Genomic DNA, 20573 nt, shown 5'->3' with positions numbered 1-20573 from the left:
CCATGCCTCCTTAGCTCAGGGTCGCGCCCAGCGAATGGATGCGCGGGTAGATCAGCGGCGTTCCGGTCATCTCGGCCTTGTAGCGGACCTTGTTGCCGGTGTTGTCGGTGAAGGCGCGCACCAGTGTGTACTCGGTCCAGTTCTCGTCGATGGGCCGGGTCTCCTGGATGGTCATCGCTTCCCAGGTCAGTCCGCCGTCGTTGCTGGCGAACCATTGCAGGGTGGTGCCGCTGGGGATTTGCATCTGCACATAGGCCTTGGTCGATTCCACCCCCTGGGTCAGCTCGTTCTCGCGGCTCAGGTAGGCCCCGGTGGTCTTGTTGAGGTAGCCCACCAGGTTGACGTCGCGGAAGTTGATGGCCGGGGTGTCGTTGGAAAGCGAGCTGCTCAGACGCACGCGGATCTGGACCCGGGTAGCGAGGTTAGGCAGCCGTTCCTCCTCGGCGGGAACCATGGCGTCCCAGGTCACGCCGCCGTCGGTGGAGTATTCCCAATCGAGGGCGGTGCTCTGGGGGATGGCGGAGTATTCGTCGAGGTTGATGTCGGAGAACTGCACGCCGGTGATCGGCTGAAAGCGGATCATCCCCTCGGACTGGAAGTTGTAGCCGTAGATTTTCATCGCCAGGTCGGAGCCGTTGAGCGGCGTCCAGGTCTCGGCGTTGGAGCTCTCCAGCAGCACGCCCTCCATGTAGGTCTGCCGGGTGATGATGCCCCAGCGGCCCATCTTGCCGAGGGTGGCGGTGCGGACCTTGTAATTGGTGCTGTTGGTCAGCAGCACCACGGAATAGCTGGTGTTGGCCTCGGCGTAGAACGGGTCGTCGAAGCGAATGCGGGTCTCGCCGCTCAGGCTGATCTCGTTCGGGGCCAGCACCTTCTCGGCGAACACTACGCCGTTGGGCAGACCGGTGGTGACGCCGCGAATCTGCACGGTGACCGGGATGCTCGGGTCCCTGGCGGTGAACTGCAGCCCGATGCTGGAGATCACCTGGTTTTGGGTGAAACTGAAGGTCTGGGCCAGCGGATCGCGGGGTACGAAGATGGTCTGAGTGCGCCAGACCACCTGCACCACGGGCACGCGGATGATGCGGTTCTCGATGATGCGCTCGATGCGGGTGATGACCAGCGGATCGTTAATCTGCAGGCTGGCCCGGGCCGAGTAGACGCCGTCGGCCATCTCCACGATGCGGTTGCCGTTGCGGGCGTTGGTCGGAATGGTGAAGGAGGCGCTGACCCGACCGGCCTCGTCGCTGATCAGGTTGCTGGCCATCACCTGGCCGTCGCAGCGCAGCACGATGCCGGACTTGCTCGGGGTGAAGTTGATGCCGGTGACGGCGATGCCGGTCTGGCCGCGCCGCCCGAGGTTGGGCGTGATCTGCAGCATGGCCGGGGGCTTGTCGAACACCGCGTAGGGGTTGATGTTGCGCTCCTCGGACCAGTCGTTCTGCTCCACCAGCACGGTCTCGTTGCCCGGCAGCAGCGCCAGGCTGCCGAAGAAGCTCGCGTTGCTGCCCGCCTGATCGACCGAGAGCACGGTGGAGTGCGGAATGCGGTCCGGCGCGACGAAGCGAGCAATCTCGTTCACCCGGGCGTCCCATTCGGCGTGGTAGATGTCCGACTGGGCGGTGTTCGAGAAGTCGTCCGAGTAGATGCCTTTCTTGGTCTGGGCGTCCCGGTTCTGCAGCTCGTTGTTCATCTGGTACTGGGCATCGTTGTATTTCAGGTCCTCGACGTCCTGAATGATGTCGTGGATCTGGTCCATGGTGATGCGGGTCAGGCCGAAGTTGCGGATCTCCATGTCGGTGGAGTTGGGCGGGCAGTCGATGCTGCACAGCCCCAGGGCGTTTTCCGGGACGATGGGCAGCTTCGGGAAATCCGCCGGAGCCCCTTCGAGCCGCTTGATCTCGGTGGTGGTGGCGTAAACGATGTCGCGGCGGCCGAGGTAATAGTCGTAGTCCAGGCTGCAGTTGGAGCCGTTCACCGGTTGGTCGCCGAGGCTGCCTCGGCCGAAGTTGATCACGTTGAGGTTGCCCAGCTCGAGCTGGACCGGCGACATGGTGAGTCCGGCCGTGTTGGTGGCCGGAGGCGAAGCGGTGCCGATCTCCTCGACGCCGTCATCGACATAGGAGAGCGCCTCGCTGCCCAGTTCCATCAGTCGCTTGTAGTCGGTGCGTGCGCCGTTGGTGGCGGCCCGGTAGACGCGATAGCCGGTCGCGCCGCTGACCGGTAGCCAGGAGAGCTTGTTCATCTCCCCGGCGGTGGTGGCCCGGGCAACGACCGCAGCGGCGTTGAAGGCCGTCTCGCCGGTGGCGTTGTAGGCGGTCACCAGATAGAAATAGTTTCCGGCCGCCGGATGGTTGGCCTGTCCGAACCAGCCGCTGTCCACGTAGTCGGTGCCCTTGACCATCTGCTTGGTGTAGGTCCAGCGCACCGTGTAGGTGGTGCCGATGGCCGGTTCGTTACCGGAGCCGAGCCAGTCGACATGGTTGCCCGACTGCTGCCAGTCCACGCCCTCCTGGAAGATGGTCGCTCCCTGGCTGACCTCGAGGATGTCCACTACGGGATTGGGATCGAGCAGGTCTTCGCCGCCGCCCACCGAGCCGCGAGTGACGTTGCGGGTAATCTCGACGATGGCCTCCACCTGGGTCGTCTCCTTGAGCGGGGTGGAGTTGACCGGATAGCGGCGCTTGTTGATATCGAAGGTCTTCTGCTCGCCGCGCACCGACTTGGTGGCGATGGATTTGGGCACCAGGGTCGAGGTGGGCAGATCGCGCTGATGCCGGAAGCCCTGGATGTAGGCGCGTCCGGCGTTGGTGATCGCCTCCACGCTGTCTTCGTCGACGCCGCCGATAAAGGTGTCGAAGCCACGCACCAGGTAGCTTCCGGCCTGGTCGAAGGTGCGCTCGGCCAGGTTCTGAATCAGGGAATTGAGTCCCTCGGCGGCGGCGAAGGAGAGCTGGTCCTCGGTGATCGATGAGACGGTGATCCGGCTGCCCGGCAGCGTGCCCAGCAGATCCCGCAGGTAGAGGTTGGACTTCTCCTGCACCGTGGGCGTGACGTCGGCGCTCTCGCGGTCGAACTTGTAGATCGGGATCACCCGGCGCTCGGCCACGTTGTTGGGCAGCGTCTGGCCGCTGGTGTCCGTCGCCTTGAGGGAGAGAACCCATTTTTCCCGCTCGGCGGTGGGCTCGCCGGTGGCCGGATTGATCAGGGCCGGGTCCTGGGTGTAGCCGTAGTTGTACTTCAGCAGCTCCACGTAAACGTAATCGGCCCCGCTGGTGGTGGCCGGATCATAGGTCAGAGTCGCGCCGCTCACCTGTTCCAGATGGCCGTCGATGTAGACCACGCCCGGAGCCAGGGTCAGGACGTTGGCGGCCGCGCTGACCTCGAGGCCCATGATGATGGAGCCTTCCTTGAACAGGATGTCGGCGATCTTGCGCCGCTCCAGGTTGATGATGTCCTGCTGCTCGTTGAGTTCGGAATCCAGCAGGTCGCGATCCTGATGGTAACGGATGCGCTTGTAATTCTTGGTCGGGTCGAATGTCTCGCGTGAGATGCTCATGTTTGAATCCTCCAGTTAGATCTTGATGATCCCGACCAGCTCCACGCGGGTGTCGGAAATCTTGTTGAAGTCGGGAATGTTCTTCACCTCGTACAGGTAGCCCGGGTGCAGCACCTCGCCGGTCGGGTTGGTGTCCTGATGGAACACGCCGCCCATGGCGAGATCCCCGGTGACGCTTTCCACGTACTGCACATCGCCGCCGAAGAAGCCGTATTCGCGGATGGTGATGCCGTTGGCCTCGGCCTCGTCGAAGCGGAAGAAGATGCCGATGGTGTTGGTCTCCTCGCCGGTTTCCAGGTAGCGCACGCCGTTGACCAGGAGCGCTCCTTCGGCGTCCTCTTTGAGGAAGGTCCGCTTGTAGTAGCGCTTGCGGGCGCGTTCGTTTCTGAGCCCGGTCTGGCCGATGTCCGGCGCGGGCGGATTCTGCGGGTCGGTAAAGCTGGCATCCCCGTCGCCGATGGCGCAGTGGGTGATGCCGTCCACGGCCTGGCCAAGGAGTAGTTTGGCCGTCAGTATCCGGCCGGTTTTAACGATGAGTCCCAGTGCCATTGCTGTTCTCCTTTAGGTCTGAATTTCGTGGTCTTGATCGATGAGCACCGCGAACAGGATCTGCCGCGTGTCTGCCAGCAGCCCGGCCGGAATCGCGATGCGCTGAACGGTGTCGGATCGGCTGATGAGTGCGCCGGACGTCCGGACGCTGGTGTCGATGCTCCGCTGCCAGGGGCGCGTCACCCGCAGCGCCGTGTCGGCATCGACGCCCAGACGTCCATGGATGACGAGCCAAAGGTCGGAGCTCCGGTTCAGGCGGTTGTTCACGCGAAGCGCGAGGTCGGATCGACGTTCGAGCCGATGGGCGACCCGTACTGCGCTGTCGGCCCGGACCATCACCGTGCGCCTAGCCGGAGCCCCGGAAAACAGCTCGAAGAGCGCTCCGGGTTGCGCCGCGCCGATGGCGAGCAGTTCCGGCCACCGGATGCCTCTGTGGGTGGTGATGGATGCCAGTTGTCCCTTATGCACGGCCACGGCGAATCCTCCCGCAGAGCTTGAGAGCCTGGCCACGGTTCATGGACAGGAGCGTTTCCGGGCGTCGCTGGCCGGTGATCGTGGTGACGAATTTGAGCTTTCCGCTATGCGTTGCCATGGCGTTACTCCTTCACCGCGCACCAGCCGCCGGTGGTCAGGTTGAACACGCGGTAGCTGTCCGTTCCGATCTGAATGGTGTCTTCCGAGGCGACGTTGCCGCCGCCCACGGCGAAGATCTCGATGAGTTCGCCACGCAGTTCCTGGTAGGCGGCGGAGCCGGACATCGAGGCGAGCCAGGGAAAGAGGATGGTGGTGCCGTAGCGCATCTCTGGATCGGTTTCGCCCTGGAGCCCACCGTTGGCCGCGCCGCAGCGGCCCTGCTGGCCGGACGCGGAGGTCCAGCCGTCGAACTTGTTCACGGCGTAGAAGGTGCCCGGCGCGTTGTAGTAGCTGTTGACGACCGGCTGCGGGTCCTCGCCGATCTTGGCTCCCGAGGCGTAATCCCGAACGAGGGTTTCGACGGTGATGGTGTTTGGCGTGACGGCGGTGTCGATGGCGCTTACCCGCACGCGTTCGATGCCCGCGTCGTCCTTGATCACATAGTCCTGTCCGGGCGTGACCACGGTGGCGTCGTTGACCTGAAGCACCACGCCGCTTCCGGCGGTGACCGCCGCCTGCGTGAGCGCGATGGCCCCGGACCAGAACCGTTTCAGCAAGCCGCTGTAATGGCCGTAGTAGGTGGAGACGAGCTTGGTCACCACAAAGACGTGATCCAGGTCGGCGAACAGCCAGAAGATGAAGTCGGCGCTGTCCTCCACCCGCAGGTAGGTGTAGCTGGTGTGCGAAGCCTCGTTGACGCCGGTGTGGGTGGCAGCAATCCAATACTGGAATGCCGCGACGTGAATCCGCCCGGAGGTGGTGCTGATACGGAACTGCAGATAGACGTCCTCGGCCCCGGATTCCCCGTGAGACTTGAAGACGAAATACGGCTGCGGGTCGGCCAACTGGTCGTCATGCAGGGTCCAGCCGGTGGTGGTCACCAGGAAGGTCCGCAGTTGATTGAGCAGGTCGAGCCGACCGTGGGCGAGTCCTTGAATACTGTGGTATGCCATGGCGGCCTCCTTAGAGAATCGGGTTTTCCGTGCCGGTCAGGTGCAGCTTGATGTCGAGTTTGTTTTGCACTGGGGTGCCCGGGAGCACGGTGCAACGCCGCCAGAAAGACAGCGTCTGCTGGAAGGCCTTGTCACCGAGATTGAGCGGTGCGCCCTGGGTGGCGGTGTCGAGTCCGGCCTGGGTCAGGGCCAGGCGGTACCAGACCGATTCGTCGGTGCCGGTCTCATCAATGGGATCGAGCACCAGCCCGGTGTAGTCGTAGCCGGAATAGACGGTCGTTCCGGCGTCGTGCGCGGCCGGAGCGGTGTTGGCCACGCCCCGCTGCACGGTGAGATTGGCGGTGCCGCCGCCGCTTTCGATGAGCATCTGCTCGCCGTCGATGATGATGAGTTCGCCGTCGGCAAAGCGCGGTTCGGCCAGGGCGATGGAGGTCTGCGCCGCGTCAATGGCCGTAAGGAGGCTCGTTTGCTCGTTGGCGACGTAGAGCTGCCGATCCTTGATGTCGCCGTCGGTGCCGTTGTAGCTCTCGGCCTCGGGGCGGCTGAAATCCCCCTCGGAAATCTGCTGAGTCAGCGCTTCGTCAAGATAGAGGTGAATCGCCATGGGTTCTCCTTCAGGTGGGCCACTGGGTGGCGCGATAGTTATTGGTGGCGGCATTGAACCCGGCCTGCGTGGGCGCGTGCAGGTCCTGCTGACGGAACAGCCAACGGTAGGACGGCCGCGACCAGCGGAATCCTGCCTGGTTGAGGCGCATGCGGCTGACGCGCATCGGGCGGGTCCGATCCACGGAGAGGCGCAGGCCGGTGGTGTTGAGCGGGCTCGCGCCCAGCTTCATGGTCTCGACCCGATGGCGCTGGAGAGAACCTGTGTCCACGTAGATCTCAAGCGAGGCCCGTTCGCCGGTCAGATTCGCATTGCTCAGATACCGGGTGTTCAGGGTGTTCGCGTTGAGCCGGAACACAGGCCCTCTCCGCCGCCATCGGTCAATCCGGTCGACGGCCAGGGTGACGTCCGCGTCGCAGCCAGCGGTGGAGGCGAGCAGCAGATTGCTGATGCCGCCCTGGTTGGCGGTGAGATCGAGACCTTCGTTGAGCCTGGCGCGGCCAAGCTGGAAGCAGAGGCGGTGCCGGGATTCCAGGGGCAGGCGCAGGTCGTACTTGGCTTCCGCTCGTTCGACCGGTTCCGCCTGCGTATCGAAGAAGAAATCCTTCTGCCGGAAGCAGTAGCGCAGCTCGGTCTCGCCATGGGTCAGCGATTTGCGGTTGAGATGCCTCTCGCCCAGCCCGAAACCGCTCTCCAGCACATCGCCTTCGAAATCGCGGCCGGTGTAGATGGGCGTGCAGAAGGAAACCCGGTTTTCGCCGACGCGGGTGTACGGAAGCCGCCAGTCGTTGAGAGCCTTGTGGTTCAGGCGCATCCGGTTCTGGCGGCCGTGAAAACGGGAAACCTTTACGGCGGCCCGGTCGATTTCCGGGAGCATCTCCGTGGTGCTGGTGAGCTGCAGCAGCTCCCAGGCCCTCTGCTTGTTGGTCAGGTGACGGCAGGAACCAAGCGAGGAGCGGCCAAGGACGAAGGTCTCGTCGAGAAACGCCAGCACGATCCGGCGCACGGCGTTGGCGTGCCCGAAGTCGAGCATCGCGCCGCCTTCGATCCATTCGAGTAAAAATTGGAGCCAGAAACAGCGGGTGCCAGCCGGGTGGTGAAACACCAGGGCGTCGCGCAGTCCATCGGTCTGGTTTAGACACAGCACTCGAAACACGCCGAGGCTGAACACCAGCCCTGGCAACTTGGCGTTGCTGAGTCGGGATCGGGCATTGAGACGCAGAGCCGAGCGGAAGGTCTCCTGCAGTTCCCCCTGCCAACCGAGCGAGTCGAAGTCGCGTTCGATGGCCGGGATGGTGCCCTTGCGGCGATAGATTTCGACCGCCTCCCGCACGCGGCGGCGCTGGCAGTCCGACGAACAGGTGCCGTCCACTTCGAGACCAACGAGTCTCGCCAGCAGCGGCAGAAAGCGTTCGTCGCAGTGATCGACGTCGAAGATGGCCGGAAAATCGTCGATAGCCTGCTTGAGTTCGTCGAGCGTTCCGGCGGGAAGGCTCAGAAAGGTGCGCAGGTCACCGGCCTCGTCGTTGTGCTCGTAATGCGGCGGCAGCAGGCCGAGCAGATTGTCCTTGAACCAATCCGACATCAACCGGCCCTCCGCAGATCGAGGTTGACGCTGCCGAGAACCGGGATTTCGCCGTGGCGCAGCTCGATGTCCTGCTGCGGAGCGTAGAGGTGCATGTGACTGACCCCACGCACGCCGTCGATCAGGGACACCAGGTCGGAGAAGTGAATGGTCTGCCCGAAAGAGACTTGGTCGAAGGAAAAGAAATCGGTGAGTGCGGCTTCGATGCGGCTGCGCACGTTTTCCAGCGGTTCACCGGGCCAAATGTAGACCTCGGCGTCGATGGAAACGGGCCGGTAGATCGGGTCGAACAGGTTGATCTCGACCGTGATGACCTTGCGGCGTTCGAGAAACTCCGCGAGGTCCCGCTTGAGCAGCGCCGAGGGCATGCCGCCGCCATTGGGGGCGATGGCCAGTTGGACGTTGTAATAGCGGATGTTCTGACAGGCATTGGTGTCGAGCACCTTGGCCTTGGCGACGCCGGGGTAGCCCTCGGCGAGGGCCTGGTAATCCTCCAGGGTGACGGCCTTCCAGAGACTGCGCAGCTCCGCCGGTGCCTGTCGGCGGGCGTGTTCGAGTGCTTCCCGCGAAGCGCCACCGGTGGCGGGCACCGGGTTGGTGACGGTCAGGGAGACCTGGCCTCCGTCAAGGTAGATCGGGCTCAGCAGTTGAGTGATCCGGTTCGGACCGAGATTGCCCTGGTCCCCGATGGTCTGCAGATAGCTGACGGCGATGGCGCTTCCCTGAGCGGGTACAGCGCCGCTTTGCCCGTCGCCGAAAATCAGGGTGGAGATGTCGAGGGCGTCCAGGTCGGCCATGAAATGACGGCTGTCGGCCAGGCTGTCCTGAAAATGATCGACCTCGCTCCAGGCGTCGTCCCCCACCGTAACGGTGATGGTGCCCTGGGCGATGACGTCGCCGGTCAGGCGGATGCGCTGGAATGGCAGCCCCGTCGAAGTGAAGGTCTCGGTGCGGCGCACGCCTTGCCGACCTGGGATGTCCACCGAGAGTAGGCCTCGCGGGATCAAGCCGTCCTCGACCGTCTCGAAATCCGCCTCGCCGTCACTCAGCAATGCGCGGCAGGCCGTCCCCGCCGGAATGGTCAGATCCTTGCCAAGCGGGGCGGAGAGCCGGAAGCGCAGCGTGGTGGTGGAGGACACCGGCGAATCCAGCCGGTAGCCGATGAGTTTGCAGAGGTTGATGACGTTCTGGCGCTGGCGGGCCGTGGGCAGAAAGGCCTCCGCCGCCTGGGCGTCCAGGTAATAGGCCAGCATGTCGCCCACGCCGCAGAACAGATCGAGCAGGACGACGCCGAGATCGGAGTGATTGAAATCGGTCCAGCGGTCGGTGAGCTGCGGGATTTTCGCCAACAACTCCTGGCGGATCGATTCATAATCCTTGTTGATGTATCCGATGCTTGCGCGGCCCATGGTTTCTCCGGTTTTCGGCGGTTATGCGAGAGCGCCTGATGCTCTCGCCACGCCGGTTACTTACCGGAAGGGGCCTGGATGTGTCGGAGGCGGGATGCCTCAGAGCGGGCCGCGCAGTTGCCAGACGGGATTGGGCTGTCCGGAGGTGTTGTTGAGGTAGTGGGATTCTTTCTTGCCCTCGAAATAGAACAGACCGATGCGGCCCGGCTCCAACGTGGTGATCCGGTGAACGGTGCCAGCGGCGTTGTCTTCCGCCTGGCTCTGGGTGTCGAATCCCAGACCGCTCGCGGCCAGATAGAGGGCGTGCTCGGCCTGGGGCGCTTCGGTTTCGAGCGCTCCCTCAAATGTCAGGTAATGGCCGTGGTTGTCACCTGGATCGCTGACGATCCACTTGCCGTTGCGGTCCTGATAGGCTCCCTCGATGTAGGCGACTTCGTATTCTCCCGCTGGCCAGATGAAGGAATCATCTGGATCAGGGCTCATCTCGGCTGCGTCGAACCAGAGCAGATTGAACAGCGAGCGAACGTCCGGCGACAGGCGCACGCTGCGCACCGGCGGCGGTTCCGGCTCGGGCTCCGGCTGGGGATAGCTGGGTGCGGGATTGTTCGGGTCTTCTCTGTAGAAGGGATAGACCAGGTTGCCGTCCACCTGGCTCTGGATCACCCGGTAGGCGATATGCACCAGCAGCAGGTTGCCGTCGATGTTCAGCGGTTGGTCGTCGAAGCGCACCTCCGTGATGATCACCCGCTTTTCCCAGCGCTTGATGGCGTCGATCACGTAATGGCGCAGCAGGCCCTTGAGCACCTCGTCGTTCTGTTCGAACACCAGATCCTTCAGCCGGGAGCCGAACTCCGGATTCATGAACCGTTCGCCGATCCGGGTGCCGAGGATCTGCAGGATGCTTTCGCGGATATGCTCGTGCTCCCGCGAGGTGGCGGTCGAGACCTGGGTGCCGCCGGATACCGACTGAAACCGGAACGGGTAACGCAGCCCCTTGCCGAGAAAGTCGTAGCTCATCAGGTACGCTCCTCGCAGTCGAGGCCGCACTGTCCCGAGCAGCCATTTTCCGGTGCGCCGTCGTCGATGGCTTCTCCCTGGAACCGGACCACCAGATCTAGACCGCTCTTGAGTCCCAGATGGATGGTTCCGTCCGCCTCGATCAGCCCGCCGTGGTCGGACTGGCCGCACTGGAATCCTTTGGCTCCGCCGGAGAGCAGACGGACAGCGATGGTTTCGCCGATGCCCTCGATGCGGCCGATGCCGATGATGTCGATAGGTCCGGCCGGATTGATGAGGGTGATGAACCGCTCCCGGTGATCGACGTCGAGACGGATGCCCTCGGGTAGATCCACCGCGAAGCGTTCCGCGCCCATGGCGGTCGGCTCGATCCCGGCGGGCAGTCCGCTGATACCGGCTGCCTCCTGGGTCGCGCTCAGATAGGACTCGACCAGGGTGTAAAGGCGTCCCGGGGCGACCTCTATGGCCGTGCCGGGTCCGGGGGTGATGACCTGCTGTTCCCCGCCGTCGATAACGCAAATTCGCTGGTCGTCCGTGGTCCGCAGGATCATGCCGTCGGGCAAGGTGAAGAGCCGGTTGCCATCCGGCAGATCCCGGGGTTCGGTGCCCGCTGGCAGTTCGACAAAGGGATAAAAATCGGGCTCCGGCTCGATCTGTACCTGCTCCAGGTACTCCTGGGTCCTGGCCTGCTGGGCCTCAAGATAGGCCTGGGCCTGGCCACGCATCGCCTCCGAGGCGGCGTGACTGGCCTCCAGCAGCGTGCGGATGCCGGAAAGTTCTTCACGGATGCCGGACAGGTGATCGCAGAGCGCCCGCAGCACATACTGTTGTTGGCCGGAATCGGTTTGTTCGATGGTGGCCTGCAAGTCGGCGGGTTCTTCGGAAATCATGGACAACCTCCATTACATGCCGACGTTGGCGGGTTGGGATTGATAGCTCATGGCGTTGACCGGCGTCACTGTTCCAGTCGCGCCGTCGATTTCGAACACGGTCCAGACCGTACCCGGGGCGTTGGGAACGGTGAAGGTCTGCTCACGGCCATCGCTCAGGAACACTTTCACCGTGGCTCCGGACTGCGCCAGGCCGGTGCTCGGATTGGTGTTGCGGTTGGTGTAGTCGTGGACCGCGTAGCGGTAGACGCCGGGGATGAGCCGATGGATGGTGATGGTCTCCGGCCCGTAGGAGCTGGTGTCGTCCACGTCCAATTCCGCCGCCTCGTTTTCGATGGTGTGGGAATAGAACACATGGAAGCGACCGCCCGATGGCGTCGGTCCGGTGAGATGGGAATCGAGATCCCGGGGGTTGAGCCCCCACTGCAACACGATGCGGGCGACCTGGCCGTCGAGTTCGGGCGAGAGAACGATCTGGATGTCGCCGGAGGTGTTGGTGTCGGCGTTCACCCAGCCATGCCAGGCGATGTATCCCGGCGCGGTGACCTCCACGTAATAGAACCCCTCGGGCACGGTCAGCTCGAACCCGCCATAGGCGTTGGCGAAGGTCTGGAACGCCGCCGGGCCGGTTTCCGAGCGGCGGAATTCGATCAGCGCGTTGCCGACGCCGCTGGTGTTGAGGGCGTTGACCACCATGCCGCTGAGGAAGACCGATGCTCCGCTGGCAAAGTCCGGGTGGTCGGCGAACCAGGACGGATCGCGGACCTCCACCAGAACATGGCGGAGGCTGTCCCGGACCGAGGATCGCCAGACCATGAGCACGGCGTTGCCGATGGTCCAGCCGCAGCGAATGACACCGTCCGGCCCGATCTCCGCGACCTCCGGATTGCTGGAGGCAAAGACCGGGGCGTCCACGTCGCCGCGCAGGGAGAGCGGAACCCGTTGCTCGAACTCGCCAGCGGAGAGGCGGATGGAGCGAGGCTGAACCTCCCAGTGGCTATAGTCTGGCGCGGTATCCGTCATGAAGGAACCTCCACCGGTGCGGAGACGCCACCGCCATAGACCTCGACCTGGACGTGACGCAGGCTGAGCCGCTCGGGCGAATCCCAGACCAGGATCATGGCCGCCCCGGGAACGAAGCCGCACTCGACATTGCCGTCCTCATCGACACTGGCCACGTCGGGATTGGACGATTCGAACACCGGCGCTTCGGGTAGACCACGGATCGAGAGCGGAATGCGCTGGACGAATGGGGATCGCGAGACCCGGATCAGTTTCGGGAAGACATCCCAGTAGTGCGGTTCCTGCGGCTGTTCGAGATTGTTCATAGCGGCCCCCTCAGTTGTCGATGGTGTCGGGACTGCCGGTGACGATGATGGCTCCGCAGGCGGTGATGTCGCCGATGCGGGCGTTGGGCAATCCTTCGGTGATGGTGTCGAAGCTGCCGGTCACAATGGGCGTCACGCCATGCCCAGGGATGGGACAGACGTGCAGATCACCCATGCGGGCCACTGGCATGCCGTTGTCCAGCGTCCGGCTCGCCCCGGTGATGATGACGCCGCCGTGACTGCTGATGTCGCCGAGCCGCGCCTGGGAGCTCATGGGTTCACCTTCAGCAGCAGATGGATCAGAAAGCCGACGAGTCCGCCGATGGTGCTGCCGATGGTCAGCACCAGGCCGACGATCTTCCACATGGTCTCGGTCCCCATCTTAGAGCCGACCCGGGCATGCAGCCGGTCGATCTCCTCGGCGTGCCGGTGCAGATCGGAATAGATCGAGCGGACCAGCACCTCGACGTTTTCCTTGTCCGATTTCTTCTCGATTTCACGCTCGATCTTCTCGAGGCGGTCCTGGATTTCCCGGCGGTGGCTTTCGAGGATGCTGCGGAATTCCTCCCGCCAATGATCGAAGGTCCGGGCCAGCAATTCCTCGCTGGCCGAAAGTCCGGAGGGCGTTGTTGTTCTTTCTCCCATGCGATGCTTCCTTCAGGTGTTGATCAAGACGGTGTTCGTCGAGCGAATGATGATGTTTCCGGCCACCCCATCCATGAACACGAGGCTGCCGGACTTGTCGGTGGCGCTGATGCTCTCCTGGCCGGGCGCGGCGTTCATGCGCACCACCTGACCGGCCTTGTCGGTCAGCCGGATCTGTTCGGCGGCGGCGGTGGAATCGACGAGGATTTCCTGGGTGCCGTTGAGTCCCCAGATGTGAACCTTCTCCCGACCCTTGGTGGTATCGATGAGGATCTTCTGCCAGCGGGAGCGGCCCTTGTCGCACGAGAGGATGTGGACCTTCTCCTTGTCCTGCCAGGCTTCGAGGATCACCTGCTGGCGGCAGAGGTCGGTGAGCTGGATGCGGGCGCGGGAGCCGACGATCTGCGAGGCGATGTCGAGCTGGTCGCCTTTCTCGGCGTCCTTCGTGCCTCGGCGCAGAGCGTTGCCGCTCTGCATCTCCGGCTTCACCTTCCCTTCCATGGTGAGGATCTGTCCGGCGCGGTCGATGATCCGCAGCAGCTCGTCGCCGTCGCGGTCATCGGCCAGGATGGTGTGGCCGGTTTCGGTCTTGAGCAGGACCTTCAGTCGCGGGCAGTAATACGGCGGATGGCCGTGGTACTTCTTGTGTTCGAGATCGTCGTGCCGGTTGGCCTGATGTTCGACCTTGTCCTCGCAGTCATGGCAAAAGGCATTCGCGCAGGTGCGCTTGGATTCCTCGGGCTGTTCGCCGGGATTGCTCTTGGCCAGCCAGACCCCGGTCCAGATCGGATACTGGACAACGCCGCCCTCGAACTCGGCCCAGACCGAGGCCCCTTCCTCGGGGACCAGGAACATGCCGGTGTCGTCGTTGCCGCCGTAGGGGAAACAGGGAGCGGCCCATTCGGACCAGTTCTCCCGCCCGCTGCCAAGCACGGCGGGGATCTCCAGCCGGACCCGGCCAAGGCGTTCTGGGTCGTTGTTGTCGCGCACGAAGGCCCGGTACTTGCCGTACCAGCGGTTGCGGTAGCGCTCCTCGGATTGACGGTCGCGGGTTTCAAGCATGCTCCGTCTCCCGTTTTCGACTGGTGTCCCAGGCCAGCCAGCCGCCCAGGCGAACCGCCCAATACATGACCTGCCTTTTCCATAGAGGCACGCCCAGGGCCGCCATCAGTTCGAGAAAGACGCGGTCGGCAGCAAGCCGCGAGACCTTGCCGGTGTGGTAGAGGTAGTCGTGAACGACGGCCGCCGGGGAATATCTCCCCCAGGGCGGCACCACGCGCCAGAACAGGCGCGGCACCGAGGCGAAGTCGGTCTCGAACCCAGCGGTCACTTCGATGATGCGGCCAGCGCCGGTACGGACACGGAACGGCTGAGTCAGCCTGGCGGTCATTCCATTGGGAAGTATCTCCACCCGAAGCGGCCCGGAGAGACCCAGCGCGGTGCCCGAAAACAGGGTCTTGGCTTCGGAACTCATGACCGCCACCTCGCCTTGCCCGACTGGCGCACGTCGAGATGGACCCAGGAGGCATAGACGCCGATGCCGCCCTCACGGAAGAGCGGAATCTCCTGGGCGATGACCGCCAGCTCCTCGGGCGCTACGCCAGCGGAGCAGCTCACATCGGCCGCCATGCCCAGCGTGTGAAAACTCTGTTCCGCGCCGCCCACCGCTTTGTTGTGCCGGTTGCAGCGGAAGCCGCTGGTGATGGACAGCGGTTTGCCGATTCGGTCGCGCAACGCCTGCAGGGCGTCGATCAGGTCGGGGTGGACCGCAGCCGAATGGCCGCAACAGTTTTTGCCCTTGCAAGCGAATTCCGACCGATTGAAATTCTTGCTGAGATCACCCATTGCCGCCTCCTTGTGTGACCGCGCCGGTGTCCGCATTGATGGTCACCATGGCTGGCGGCTCGTTTTGCGGTGTGGGCGGGGCCTCCTTGTCGTTGGGTTTACCCTGGGACTCGGCGGACTTATCGCCTGCGCCTTTGCCGAGGGCGTTCTTCTTAAGTTTGAGTTCGCTGAGATATCCAGCGCCGCTGATGCTGTGGCGCACCGAGTGGCAGTAGTAGATGCCGGAAAACTTCCGCCCCACGCCCTTGATCTCGACGTTCTTCTTGGCGCGTAGCTGGGGAATGCCGATAGTGGCGGCGTCCGCTTCGACCTGGCGCAGCTCGGCCTCGCGGAACTTGCCTTCGGCGCTGTCCTGGGCGGGCTCCTGGCGCGGCTCTTCGTGAAAGCCTTCGGAACGGTCGAAGCTGGGCACGATCTGCCCCGTCTCCTGTTCCTTGAAGCTGCCTTCGCCGGTGTTGCCATCGACCAGATAGGTCTGCTTGCCCAGGGCCGTTCGCTCGGGCGTGCTGGCGTTGTTGGCCTTGTGCTCGACCACATCCTTCTTGCGCGGGTCGATGCCGACCGTTTTGGTCTCGACACCCGCGCCCTTGGCTCCCTGGGACTGGGTGCTCGGACGGAACGAACGCAACAGGCCTTTGGTGTCGGTGAAATATTCGAGGGTCAGAAGCGGCGTCTGGTCGAGCTCGCGGGGATGGAAATGGAGTTCGTCGTCCTGGACGTAGAAGACATAGCCGCTCACACCGTCGCCATCGCGGTCGCGGGCCTTTTCCGCCAGCTCCTTGAGGAACTGAGCGTCCGAGATGTTGCTCTGAGTGACGCGGAGATGGTTGCCTTTGGTGGCCGTAACCACCGGCGTGAGGCCGTTGGCGGCGGCGATCTGCTCGGCGATTTCCGAATAGAGGATGCCGGGAGCGGGTTTCTGCCAGACCTTCTGGTTTTCCTTGCCCGCGAGTTTAAAGCCCTTGTCGTAGGCCTTGATGCGGATGGTCGGGTCGCCGTTTTCCGGAAAATCGTAATCGATGTCTTTGATGACCGCCTTCTTACGCGGAGAGAGGTTCCCCACGTAGCCGAAGCGGGCCACGATCTCATTGCCTTCCTGGAACAGAGGGTCATCGACGAACTGCAGGTTGCGGTCGGTCACCGACAGTTCGAGGATATCCAGCTCCTCCTCGTTGTCGGTGAAGACGAACGAGGTGATCTCCTGGGTGATGTCCTTCGAGAGGGCTTGCCCCTCGATCTGAATCAGAAATGTCGGTTTGAAGGTATCCAGATCCATGCGTCTCTCCGGCGGTTCGCAGTTCCCTGCTTACTTACCGGAAGGCATGGCGAGGTGTCGGAAACCTCAGTCGAGCAGGCGCATTTGAACATGTTCGCGGGAGGGAATGCGCAGCGCCAGGCCCGGCTCGAGTTCCAGCGGAAAGAAGATGTCGTTGTAGTCGCAGATGATCCACCAGAGCCGGACATCGCCCAGATAGCGGTGCGCGAGCAGATCCAGGCGGTCGCCTTCGACCACGGTGTGCAGGCGGTCGTCGTATCTGGGGGTGGTGTCGATGCGCTGGCGCATGCCGAGGGAGGTGCCGTCGCTGTCCCGGTAGAGAACGCAGCGGGCGTATCGGGAATCACGGCCGATCATGAGCGCACCTCCGACCAGTTGATGGAACGGTCCACGTATTCCTCGAGGACAATATCCACCTCGGCCCGTTGCGGCAGCAGGTTGTCCCGATCGAACAGGCCGAAGAACCGCGCCTTCACCTGCCGGACGATGCAGGTCACGCCGGGATAGAGATCGCCGAAGATGAGCAGCACGCGGTGCGGCGCATTCTTGAGCATGGTTCCGGCGTGCTCCGGGTATTGCAACGAGCGGAGCCAGTCGACCTTCTGCTTTACCGGCCCTTTGAACAGCTCGACCTTGAAGGCGATCCGGCGTGGTTCCCCAGCGACGTACTGGTAACGCGGATGGCTCATGCCGGGGATCTTGATCGTCGCGTAGTCGGTCGACTTCTCGTCGCTGATGGAGTTGGGGTTGTACTGGAATTCGAGCCGCTCCCCCGTGTCGGCATCCACCAGATATCCCTTGATGGGCTGTTGATCCCAGGCCATCCTTACACCTCGACAATCTTGATGATTGGCTTGCCCAGATGTCCAGCCCGGTCGAGTTCCCGCCGCATGCCGCTGGAAATACCATTGCCGGTGAACGCCCACACCTCGTCGCAGCACTCCATAAAGGCCAGGCCGCAGGCGATACCCGTCTCCCGCTGCTCGGGAACGCTGTCGTCGGTGAAGGTCGGATACAGCAAGTGCGGCGCGAACGGCGCGTGGCCGCTTCTCATGACCTGGCGGCAAAGCGCCTCGGCGACCTTGACGTTTCGGGTTATGTCGCCCGCGAACGGGCTGCAGACAAAGATGCGTTTCATCGGTCCTCTCACAGGGTTTCGTAGTTTCTGATCTTCCGCTCCCGCAGGTCCTTGTAGACCGCCTCGGCCACCTTCCGACCATCGATGTTGGTGGTCACGCTCAATTCCACCGGGCGGTCGGCCAGGCCATCGAGGCGCGAGAGCAGGGATTCCAGCAGTTCGCGCACTCCCGGACCGGCTTCCTCTCCGCGCATGGGTGTCGTGGGAGCGGTGCGGGCCGGAGCGATCAACCGTTCGGAAGGCACCGTCTCGGTGAGTCCGGATTGCAGGGGCTTCGCTATCGGAGTCGGCGCGGTTGTCTTGGGCCGCTCGATCCCGGCCGGAGCCAGACAGGCATCTCCGTTTTCCAGTGGCGGTTCCACCGCGAACGGCTGGATATAGCTCTTACTTACCGGCTCGACGGCCGCTGCGACGGTCTGCACGATGCCGTTCATCGGCAGCAGCGGCGGCGCGGCAGTGGCCATGACCGGCTGGAGCATCAGCATGGCGCTCAGGGCCTTGGGCACCAGGCGCTCGTCCAGACGAGGCACGAGACTCAGCACGCTTTCGATGATGCGTTGCCCAATCGATTCGGCGGGCTGCGCAGATCCGAGTGTTTGCTTCTGCTCGGCCACCTGCGGAATCGGGGTCTGGACTCCCAGCATGGCACGAGCGGAGGAGAGCAAACCGTTGGCGATCCCAGCGCTTCTATCCTTGATCGCCTGAATGCCCGCGCTCGCGCCGGTGGAAAGCCTCTGCCAGAGGGTTTGCCCCTCGGCACCGGCGTTGGTAAAGATTCGACCGACAGCCCCGGGGACGGCCGACAGTGTGGCAACGATCCGGTTGCGGAGATTGACGGCTCCCGTGGCCAGCGCGTCCCAGGCATTGACCTGGGGCGGTTTGAGCGCCAGTACGGGCGTGTCGCCAAACAGGGATTGTTTGAGACCGCCGAAGATGGCACCGGCCTTGGCCGCGACGGTTTGAGCCCCGGAGGTCAACCCATCCCAGAGTTTTCCAGCCATCCGGAAGGGAGCCGAGGCGGCGTCCATGAGGTTTCCGCCCGCCGTCTTGATCTGCTGCCAGGCTCCCGCAGCGGCCGAGAGAATCCCGCGAGCGGCGAAGCCGAACACTTTCGCGGGCAGCGACTGGGTAAGGCTCATGCCGTCGGCGAGGGTCTTGAGCAGCGCGGAGCCGGAGGCGGTCAGGCTGGCGAGTGGTCCCTCGCGGGCATCGGAGAACGGCAGCAGATTGCGCAGCTTGCCGAGGGCGTTCTTGAGCATGGTGAAGGGATAGGTCACCGCCGACCAGATCCCTTCGCCCAGGGTGATCAGCAGCTTTTTGCCCGCCTCGAAGAAGGTGGTGTTTCCGGCGAAGAAGGAGCGCACGGTGGCAAACAGCTCACGCAGGGTGCTGATAATCGGCAGATTCAGAATCGCCTGGCCGATCTGTCCGGCGGCGTCGGCCACCAGGCGTCCGATGGAGGTGAATATCCCGGAAATGAAATTCCAGACACCGACCACCACATCCCGCGCCCAGCGGAACGGGGTGGCAAGAAAGTCGTAGACCGCGCCGCCAATTGCCTTGAGACCGTCCAGCAGGGAGATGTCGCCGGTCAGCACCTGCCAGACCGCATAGACGATCTTCCCGGCGGCCATGAAGGCCTCGCCGATCATGCGCACGGGCAACAGGAACTTGTAGATGAACTTGGCGGCACCGACCAAAGTGCCGACGATGATCTTGCCGACCCAGACCACGCTGCGCACTACGACCGCCAGGACACGAACAATGAGAGACAGGTTCCAGGCCACGATCTTGAGTGCGAAGGCCAACCCTTGAAGAAGCACACCGGCAACAGTGCCGATGACTGTGCCGAACGTTCGCCAGGACGAACCATCGGTGGCGCTGGCCGCCACACCGAAAATCTCCACCACCGAAAAGACCGCGCTGGCCAGTGCCGTATAGGCGCTCATCAAGGTGCGGACGGTCGGCTCAAGGATGGCTCGGATGCGGCCAAAGGCATGTGAGAACGCGCCCCACAATCCTGCCAGGGCCTCACGAACCCGGTAATAGGCCTTGAAGACGGTGACCACGAAGCCCAGCAGCCCGGCGGATTCGAGCTTCTGCGCCAGCTCGGCCGACATCTGACCCACGCCGCCGCTGAGCGAATCCACCAACGCCTTCATACCTTGAAACACCAGCGAGACCTTGTTCCAGGCCCCGATGATGATCTCCTGAATGCTGCCGAAGTTTGTTTCCCAGGCGCGTTTGAGCAGATACACCGACAAGATCACACCCGCGATGATCGCGGTGACGGGAAGAAAATAGGTCGCGACCGCCGAACCCACCCCGGCCAGCGCGGCGCTGATGGCCACGACCCCGGCCTTGATGGCGGGAAGCATGAGTCCTACCATGCCCACGGCGGCGGTGACGGCTCCGGCCACGACCAGAATGGTGCCGAGGGCCATGGACAGTCCCAGGACCACCCGGGTCACGCCCGGCATCGATTTGGCCATGCGTTGCAGGAACAGAATGAAGCGGGAGACGCCGTTGATCACAGGCGTCACCACCGGTAGCAGAGTGCGCCCCAGGATTTCGCTGAGGTTGGCCATCTGCTGGCGCAGGAGCAGGAACCGGGCTCCGATGTCCTGGTTCATGGCGTCGGCCATCTGTTCGGTGACCGCCGTGCCGGTCTTCATGGCCCGGCCCACCGACTGGATATTGCCTTCGAGGCTCTCCATGCCCGCCGACATCTGCAGCAGGAACTTGACCGCCTCGTCGGAGCCGAAGGCCTTCTTCAGCTTTACCTGGGCGGCGGCGTTGGAGAGATCGGGGAACTGGCGCTTGATCTCCTGCAGGATGGGAACCACGCCCTTGAGACGGCCGCTGGTGTCGGTGAAGGACAGGCCAAGCTCGTCACCGGCCTCGGCCGCCTTCATGATGAACGCCTTGTACAGCGTGCCCGCCTCGGAGCCGGGCATGGTGGTCTGGAGCTGGCCGAGCACGGCGAGCTGCTCGTTCAGCGGAATATTGCTCGCGGCCGCCACCGCGCCGATGTTCTTGATGGCGTCGGCCATCTGGGTGCCGTTGGTCTTGAACGAGGCCACGGTCTGCGCCATGGCTCCGGAAAAGGCGGTCGCCCATTCCATGTCGTTCATGTCGGCCA

At 63.6% G+C, this 20573-nt stretch carries 21 protein-coding genes and 1 pseudogene; all 22 read right to left on the bottom strand.

Features of this window, described 5'->3' with window-relative positions; all coding sequences use genetic code 11:
* Positions 1–10: 10 nt before the first annotated feature.
* Entirely contained in the window at positions 11–3559 is a 3549-nt protein-coding gene (locus JWJ90_RS01235; RefSeq protein ID WP_205225363.1) for a DUF4815 domain-containing protein, read from the bottom strand.
* A 15-nt stretch (positions 3560–3574) separates the two neighbouring features.
* On the bottom strand, positions 3575–4108 hold the full coding sequence (locus tag JWJ90_RS01230; RefSeq protein WP_011367791.1) for a hypothetical protein: 534 nt from the start codon (positions 4106–4108) through the stop codon (positions 3575–3577).
* Between the two features lie 12 nt (positions 4109–4120).
* A complete protein-coding gene (locus tag JWJ90_RS01225) occupies positions 4121–4582 on the bottom strand; it encodes a hypothetical protein (RefSeq protein WP_205225362.1) in 462 nt (153 codons plus the stop codon).
* The gene (locus JWJ90_RS23455) at positions 4569–4700 is read right to left on the bottom strand and encodes a hypothetical protein (protein ID WP_011367793.1); all 132 of its coding nucleotides are present in this window, start codon (positions 4698–4700) and stop codon (positions 4569–4571) included. Before JWJ90_RS23455 ends, JWJ90_RS01225 begins: the two co-directional genes overlap by 14 nt.
* 4 nt (positions 4701–4704) lie before the next feature.
* Entirely contained in the window at positions 4705–5694 is a 990-nt protein-coding gene (locus JWJ90_RS01220) for a hypothetical protein (RefSeq protein WP_205225361.1), read from the bottom strand.
* A gap of 10 nt (positions 5695–5704) precedes the next feature.
* Positions 5705–6298 (bottom strand): hypothetical protein, encoded by a 594-nt coding sequence (locus JWJ90_RS01215; protein ID WP_205225360.1) that lies wholly within the window; start codon positions 6296–6298, stop codon positions 5705–5707.
* 10 nt (positions 6299–6308) lie between these two features.
* Positions 6309–7883 carry a phage tail protein gene (locus tag JWJ90_RS01210; protein WP_205225359.1) on the bottom strand — a complete coding sequence of 525 codons (1575 nt, stop codon included), beginning with the start codon at positions 7881–7883 and terminating at the stop codon, positions 6309–6311.
* Positions 7883–9292 (bottom strand): baseplate J/gp47 family protein, encoded by a 1410-nt coding sequence (locus tag JWJ90_RS01205; RefSeq protein WP_205225358.1) that lies wholly within the window; start codon positions 9290–9292, stop codon positions 7883–7885. The genes JWJ90_RS01210 and JWJ90_RS01205 overlap by 1 nt, the downstream gene beginning before the upstream one ends.
* A gap of 99 nt (positions 9293–9391) precedes the next feature.
* The gene (locus JWJ90_RS01200; protein ID WP_205225357.1) at positions 9392–10309 is read right to left on the bottom strand and encodes a GPW/gp25 family protein; all 918 of its coding nucleotides are present in this window, start codon (positions 10307–10309) and stop codon (positions 9392–9394) included.
* Entirely contained in the window at positions 10309–11199 is an 891-nt protein-coding gene (locus tag JWJ90_RS01195; RefSeq protein WP_011366991.1) for a hypothetical protein, read from the bottom strand. The genes JWJ90_RS01200 and JWJ90_RS01195 overlap by 1 nt, the downstream gene beginning before the upstream one ends.
* 12 nt (positions 11200–11211) lie before the next feature.
* Positions 11212–12222 (bottom strand): YfaP family protein, encoded by a 1011-nt coding sequence (locus JWJ90_RS23120; RefSeq protein ID WP_240194692.1) that lies wholly within the window; start codon positions 12220–12222, stop codon positions 11212–11214.
* Positions 12219–12527 (bottom strand): hypothetical protein, encoded by a 309-nt coding sequence (locus tag JWJ90_RS01185; protein ID WP_020886740.1) that lies wholly within the window; start codon positions 12525–12527, stop codon positions 12219–12221. Before JWJ90_RS01185 ends, JWJ90_RS23120 begins: the two co-directional genes overlap by 4 nt.
* 10 nt (positions 12528–12537) lie before the next feature.
* A complete protein-coding gene (locus JWJ90_RS01180; protein ID WP_011366988.1) occupies positions 12538–12801 on the bottom strand; it encodes a PAAR domain-containing protein in 264 nt (87 codons plus the stop codon).
* Entirely contained in the window at positions 12798–13172 is a 375-nt protein-coding gene (locus JWJ90_RS01175) for a hypothetical protein (RefSeq protein WP_015721232.1), read from the bottom strand. Before JWJ90_RS01175 ends, JWJ90_RS01180 begins: the two co-directional genes overlap by 4 nt.
* A 12-nt stretch (positions 13173–13184) precedes the next feature.
* Positions 13185–14234, bottom strand: a complete 1050-nt coding sequence (locus JWJ90_RS01170; RefSeq protein WP_011700611.1) for a phage baseplate assembly protein V — start codon at positions 14232–14234, stop codon at positions 13185–13187.
* Positions 14227–14646 (bottom strand): DUF1353 domain-containing protein, encoded by a 420-nt coding sequence (locus tag JWJ90_RS01165; RefSeq protein WP_205225356.1) that lies wholly within the window; start codon positions 14644–14646, stop codon positions 14227–14229. The genes JWJ90_RS01170 and JWJ90_RS01165 overlap by 8 nt, the downstream gene beginning before the upstream one ends.
* On the bottom strand, positions 14643–15017 hold the full coding sequence (locus JWJ90_RS01160; protein WP_205225355.1) for a YcbK family protein: 375 nt from the start codon (positions 15015–15017) through the stop codon (positions 14643–14645). The genes JWJ90_RS01165 and JWJ90_RS01160 overlap by 4 nt, the downstream gene beginning before the upstream one ends.
* Positions 15010–16293, bottom strand: a complete 1284-nt coding sequence (locus JWJ90_RS01155) for a phage late control D family protein (RefSeq protein ID WP_205225354.1) — start codon at positions 16291–16293, stop codon at positions 15010–15012. Before JWJ90_RS01155 ends, JWJ90_RS01160 begins: the two co-directional genes overlap by 8 nt.
* Before the next feature lie 66 nt (positions 16294–16359).
* Complete coding sequence (locus JWJ90_RS01150) at positions 16360–16650, bottom strand: LysM peptidoglycan-binding domain-containing protein (RefSeq protein ID WP_205225353.1); 291 nt, start codon at positions 16648–16650, stop codon at positions 16360–16362.
* Positions 16647–17117 (bottom strand): CIS tube protein, encoded by a 471-nt coding sequence (locus JWJ90_RS01145; RefSeq protein ID WP_011366981.1) that lies wholly within the window; start codon positions 17115–17117, stop codon positions 16647–16649. The genes JWJ90_RS01150 and JWJ90_RS01145 overlap by 4 nt, the downstream gene beginning before the upstream one ends.
* A 2-nt stretch (positions 17118–17119) precedes the next feature.
* Positions 17120–17431, bottom strand: a complete 312-nt coding sequence (locus JWJ90_RS01140; RefSeq protein WP_205225352.1) for a DUF7768 domain-containing protein — start codon at positions 17429–17431, stop codon at positions 17120–17122.
* Between the two features lie 2444 nt (positions 17432–19875).
* A pseudogene (locus tag JWJ90_RS23875) lies at positions 19876–20556 on the bottom strand (phage tail tape measure protein); the annotation flags it as partial.
* Between the last annotated feature and the right edge of the window lie 17 nt (positions 20557–20573).

It is taken from the genome of Desulfobulbus rhabdoformis, from assembly GCF_016919065.1.
Classification (GTDB): Bacteria; Desulfobacterota; Desulfobulbia; order Desulfobulbales; family Desulfobulbaceae; genus Desulfobulbus; species Desulfobulbus rhabdoformis.
Note: the sequence above shows the minus strand (reverse complement) of the source record. Positions and strands in the feature narration are given on the sequence as shown.

Excerpts from the sequence above, each read along its gene's own strand:
- JWJ90_RS01235 (WP_205225363.1), bottom strand. The coding sequence starts at position 3,559 with ATGAGCATCTCACGCGAGACATTCGACCCGACCAAGAATTACAAGCGC.
- JWJ90_RS01230 (WP_011367791.1), bottom strand. The coding sequence starts at position 4,108 with ATGGCACTGGGACTCATCGTTAAAACCGGCCGGATACTGACGGCCAAA.
- JWJ90_RS23455 (WP_011367793.1), bottom strand. The coding sequence starts at position 4,700 with ATGGCAACGCATAGCGGAAAGCTCAAATTCGTCACCACGATCACCGGC.
- JWJ90_RS01220 (WP_205225361.1), bottom strand. The coding sequence starts at position 5,694 with ATGGCATACCACAGTATTCAAGGACTCGCCCACGGTCGGCTCGACCTG.
- JWJ90_RS01215 (WP_205225360.1), bottom strand. The coding sequence starts at position 6,298 with ATGGCGATTCACCTCTATCTTGACGAAGCGCTGACTCAGCAGATTTCC.
- JWJ90_RS01210 (WP_205225359.1), bottom strand. The coding sequence starts at position 7,883 with ATGTCGGATTGGTTCAAGGACAATCTGCTCGGCCTGCTGCCGCCGCAT.
- JWJ90_RS01205 (WP_205225358.1), bottom strand. The coding sequence starts at position 9,292 with ATGGGCCGCGCAAGCATCGGATACATCAACAAGGATTATGAATCGATC.
- JWJ90_RS01200 (WP_205225357.1), bottom strand. The coding sequence starts at position 10,309 with ATGAGCTACGACTTTCTCGGCAAGGGGCTGCGTTACCCGTTCCGGTTT.
- JWJ90_RS01195 (WP_011366991.1), bottom strand. The coding sequence starts at position 11,199 with ATGATTTCCGAAGAACCCGCCGACTTGCAGGCCACCATCGAACAAACC.
- JWJ90_RS23120 (WP_240194692.1), bottom strand. The coding sequence starts at position 12,222 with ATGACGGATACCGCGCCAGACTATAGCCACTGGGAGGTTCAGCCTCGC.
- JWJ90_RS01185 (WP_020886740.1), bottom strand. The coding sequence starts at position 12,527 with ATGAACAATCTCGAACAGCCGCAGGAACCGCACTACTGGGATGTCTTC.
- JWJ90_RS01180 (WP_011366988.1), bottom strand. The coding sequence starts at position 12,801 with ATGAGCTCCCAGGCGCGGCTCGGCGACATCAGCAGTCACGGCGGCGTC.
- JWJ90_RS01175 (WP_015721232.1), bottom strand. The coding sequence starts at position 13,172 with ATGGGAGAAAGAACAACAACGCCCTCCGGACTTTCGGCCAGCGAGGAA.
- JWJ90_RS01170 (WP_011700611.1), bottom strand. The coding sequence starts at position 14,234 with ATGCTTGAAACCCGCGACCGTCAATCCGAGGAGCGCTACCGCAACCGC.
- JWJ90_RS01165 (WP_205225356.1), bottom strand. The coding sequence starts at position 14,646 with ATGAGTTCCGAAGCCAAGACCCTGTTTTCGGGCACCGCGCTGGGTCTC.
- JWJ90_RS01160 (WP_205225355.1), bottom strand. The coding sequence starts at position 15,017 with ATGGGTGATCTCAGCAAGAATTTCAATCGGTCGGAATTCGCTTGCAAG.
- JWJ90_RS01155 (WP_205225354.1), bottom strand. The coding sequence starts at position 16,293 with ATGGATCTGGATACCTTCAAACCGACATTTCTGATTCAGATCGAGGGG.
- JWJ90_RS01150 (WP_205225353.1), bottom strand. The coding sequence starts at position 16,650 with ATGATCGGCCGTGATTCCCGATACGCCCGCTGCGTTCTCTACCGGGAC.
- JWJ90_RS01145 (WP_011366981.1), bottom strand. The coding sequence starts at position 17,117 with ATGGCCTGGGATCAACAGCCCATCAAGGGATATCTGGTGGATGCCGAC.
- JWJ90_RS01140 (WP_205225352.1), bottom strand. The coding sequence starts at position 17,431 with ATGAAACGCATCTTTGTCTGCAGCCCGTTCGCGGGCGACATAACCCGA.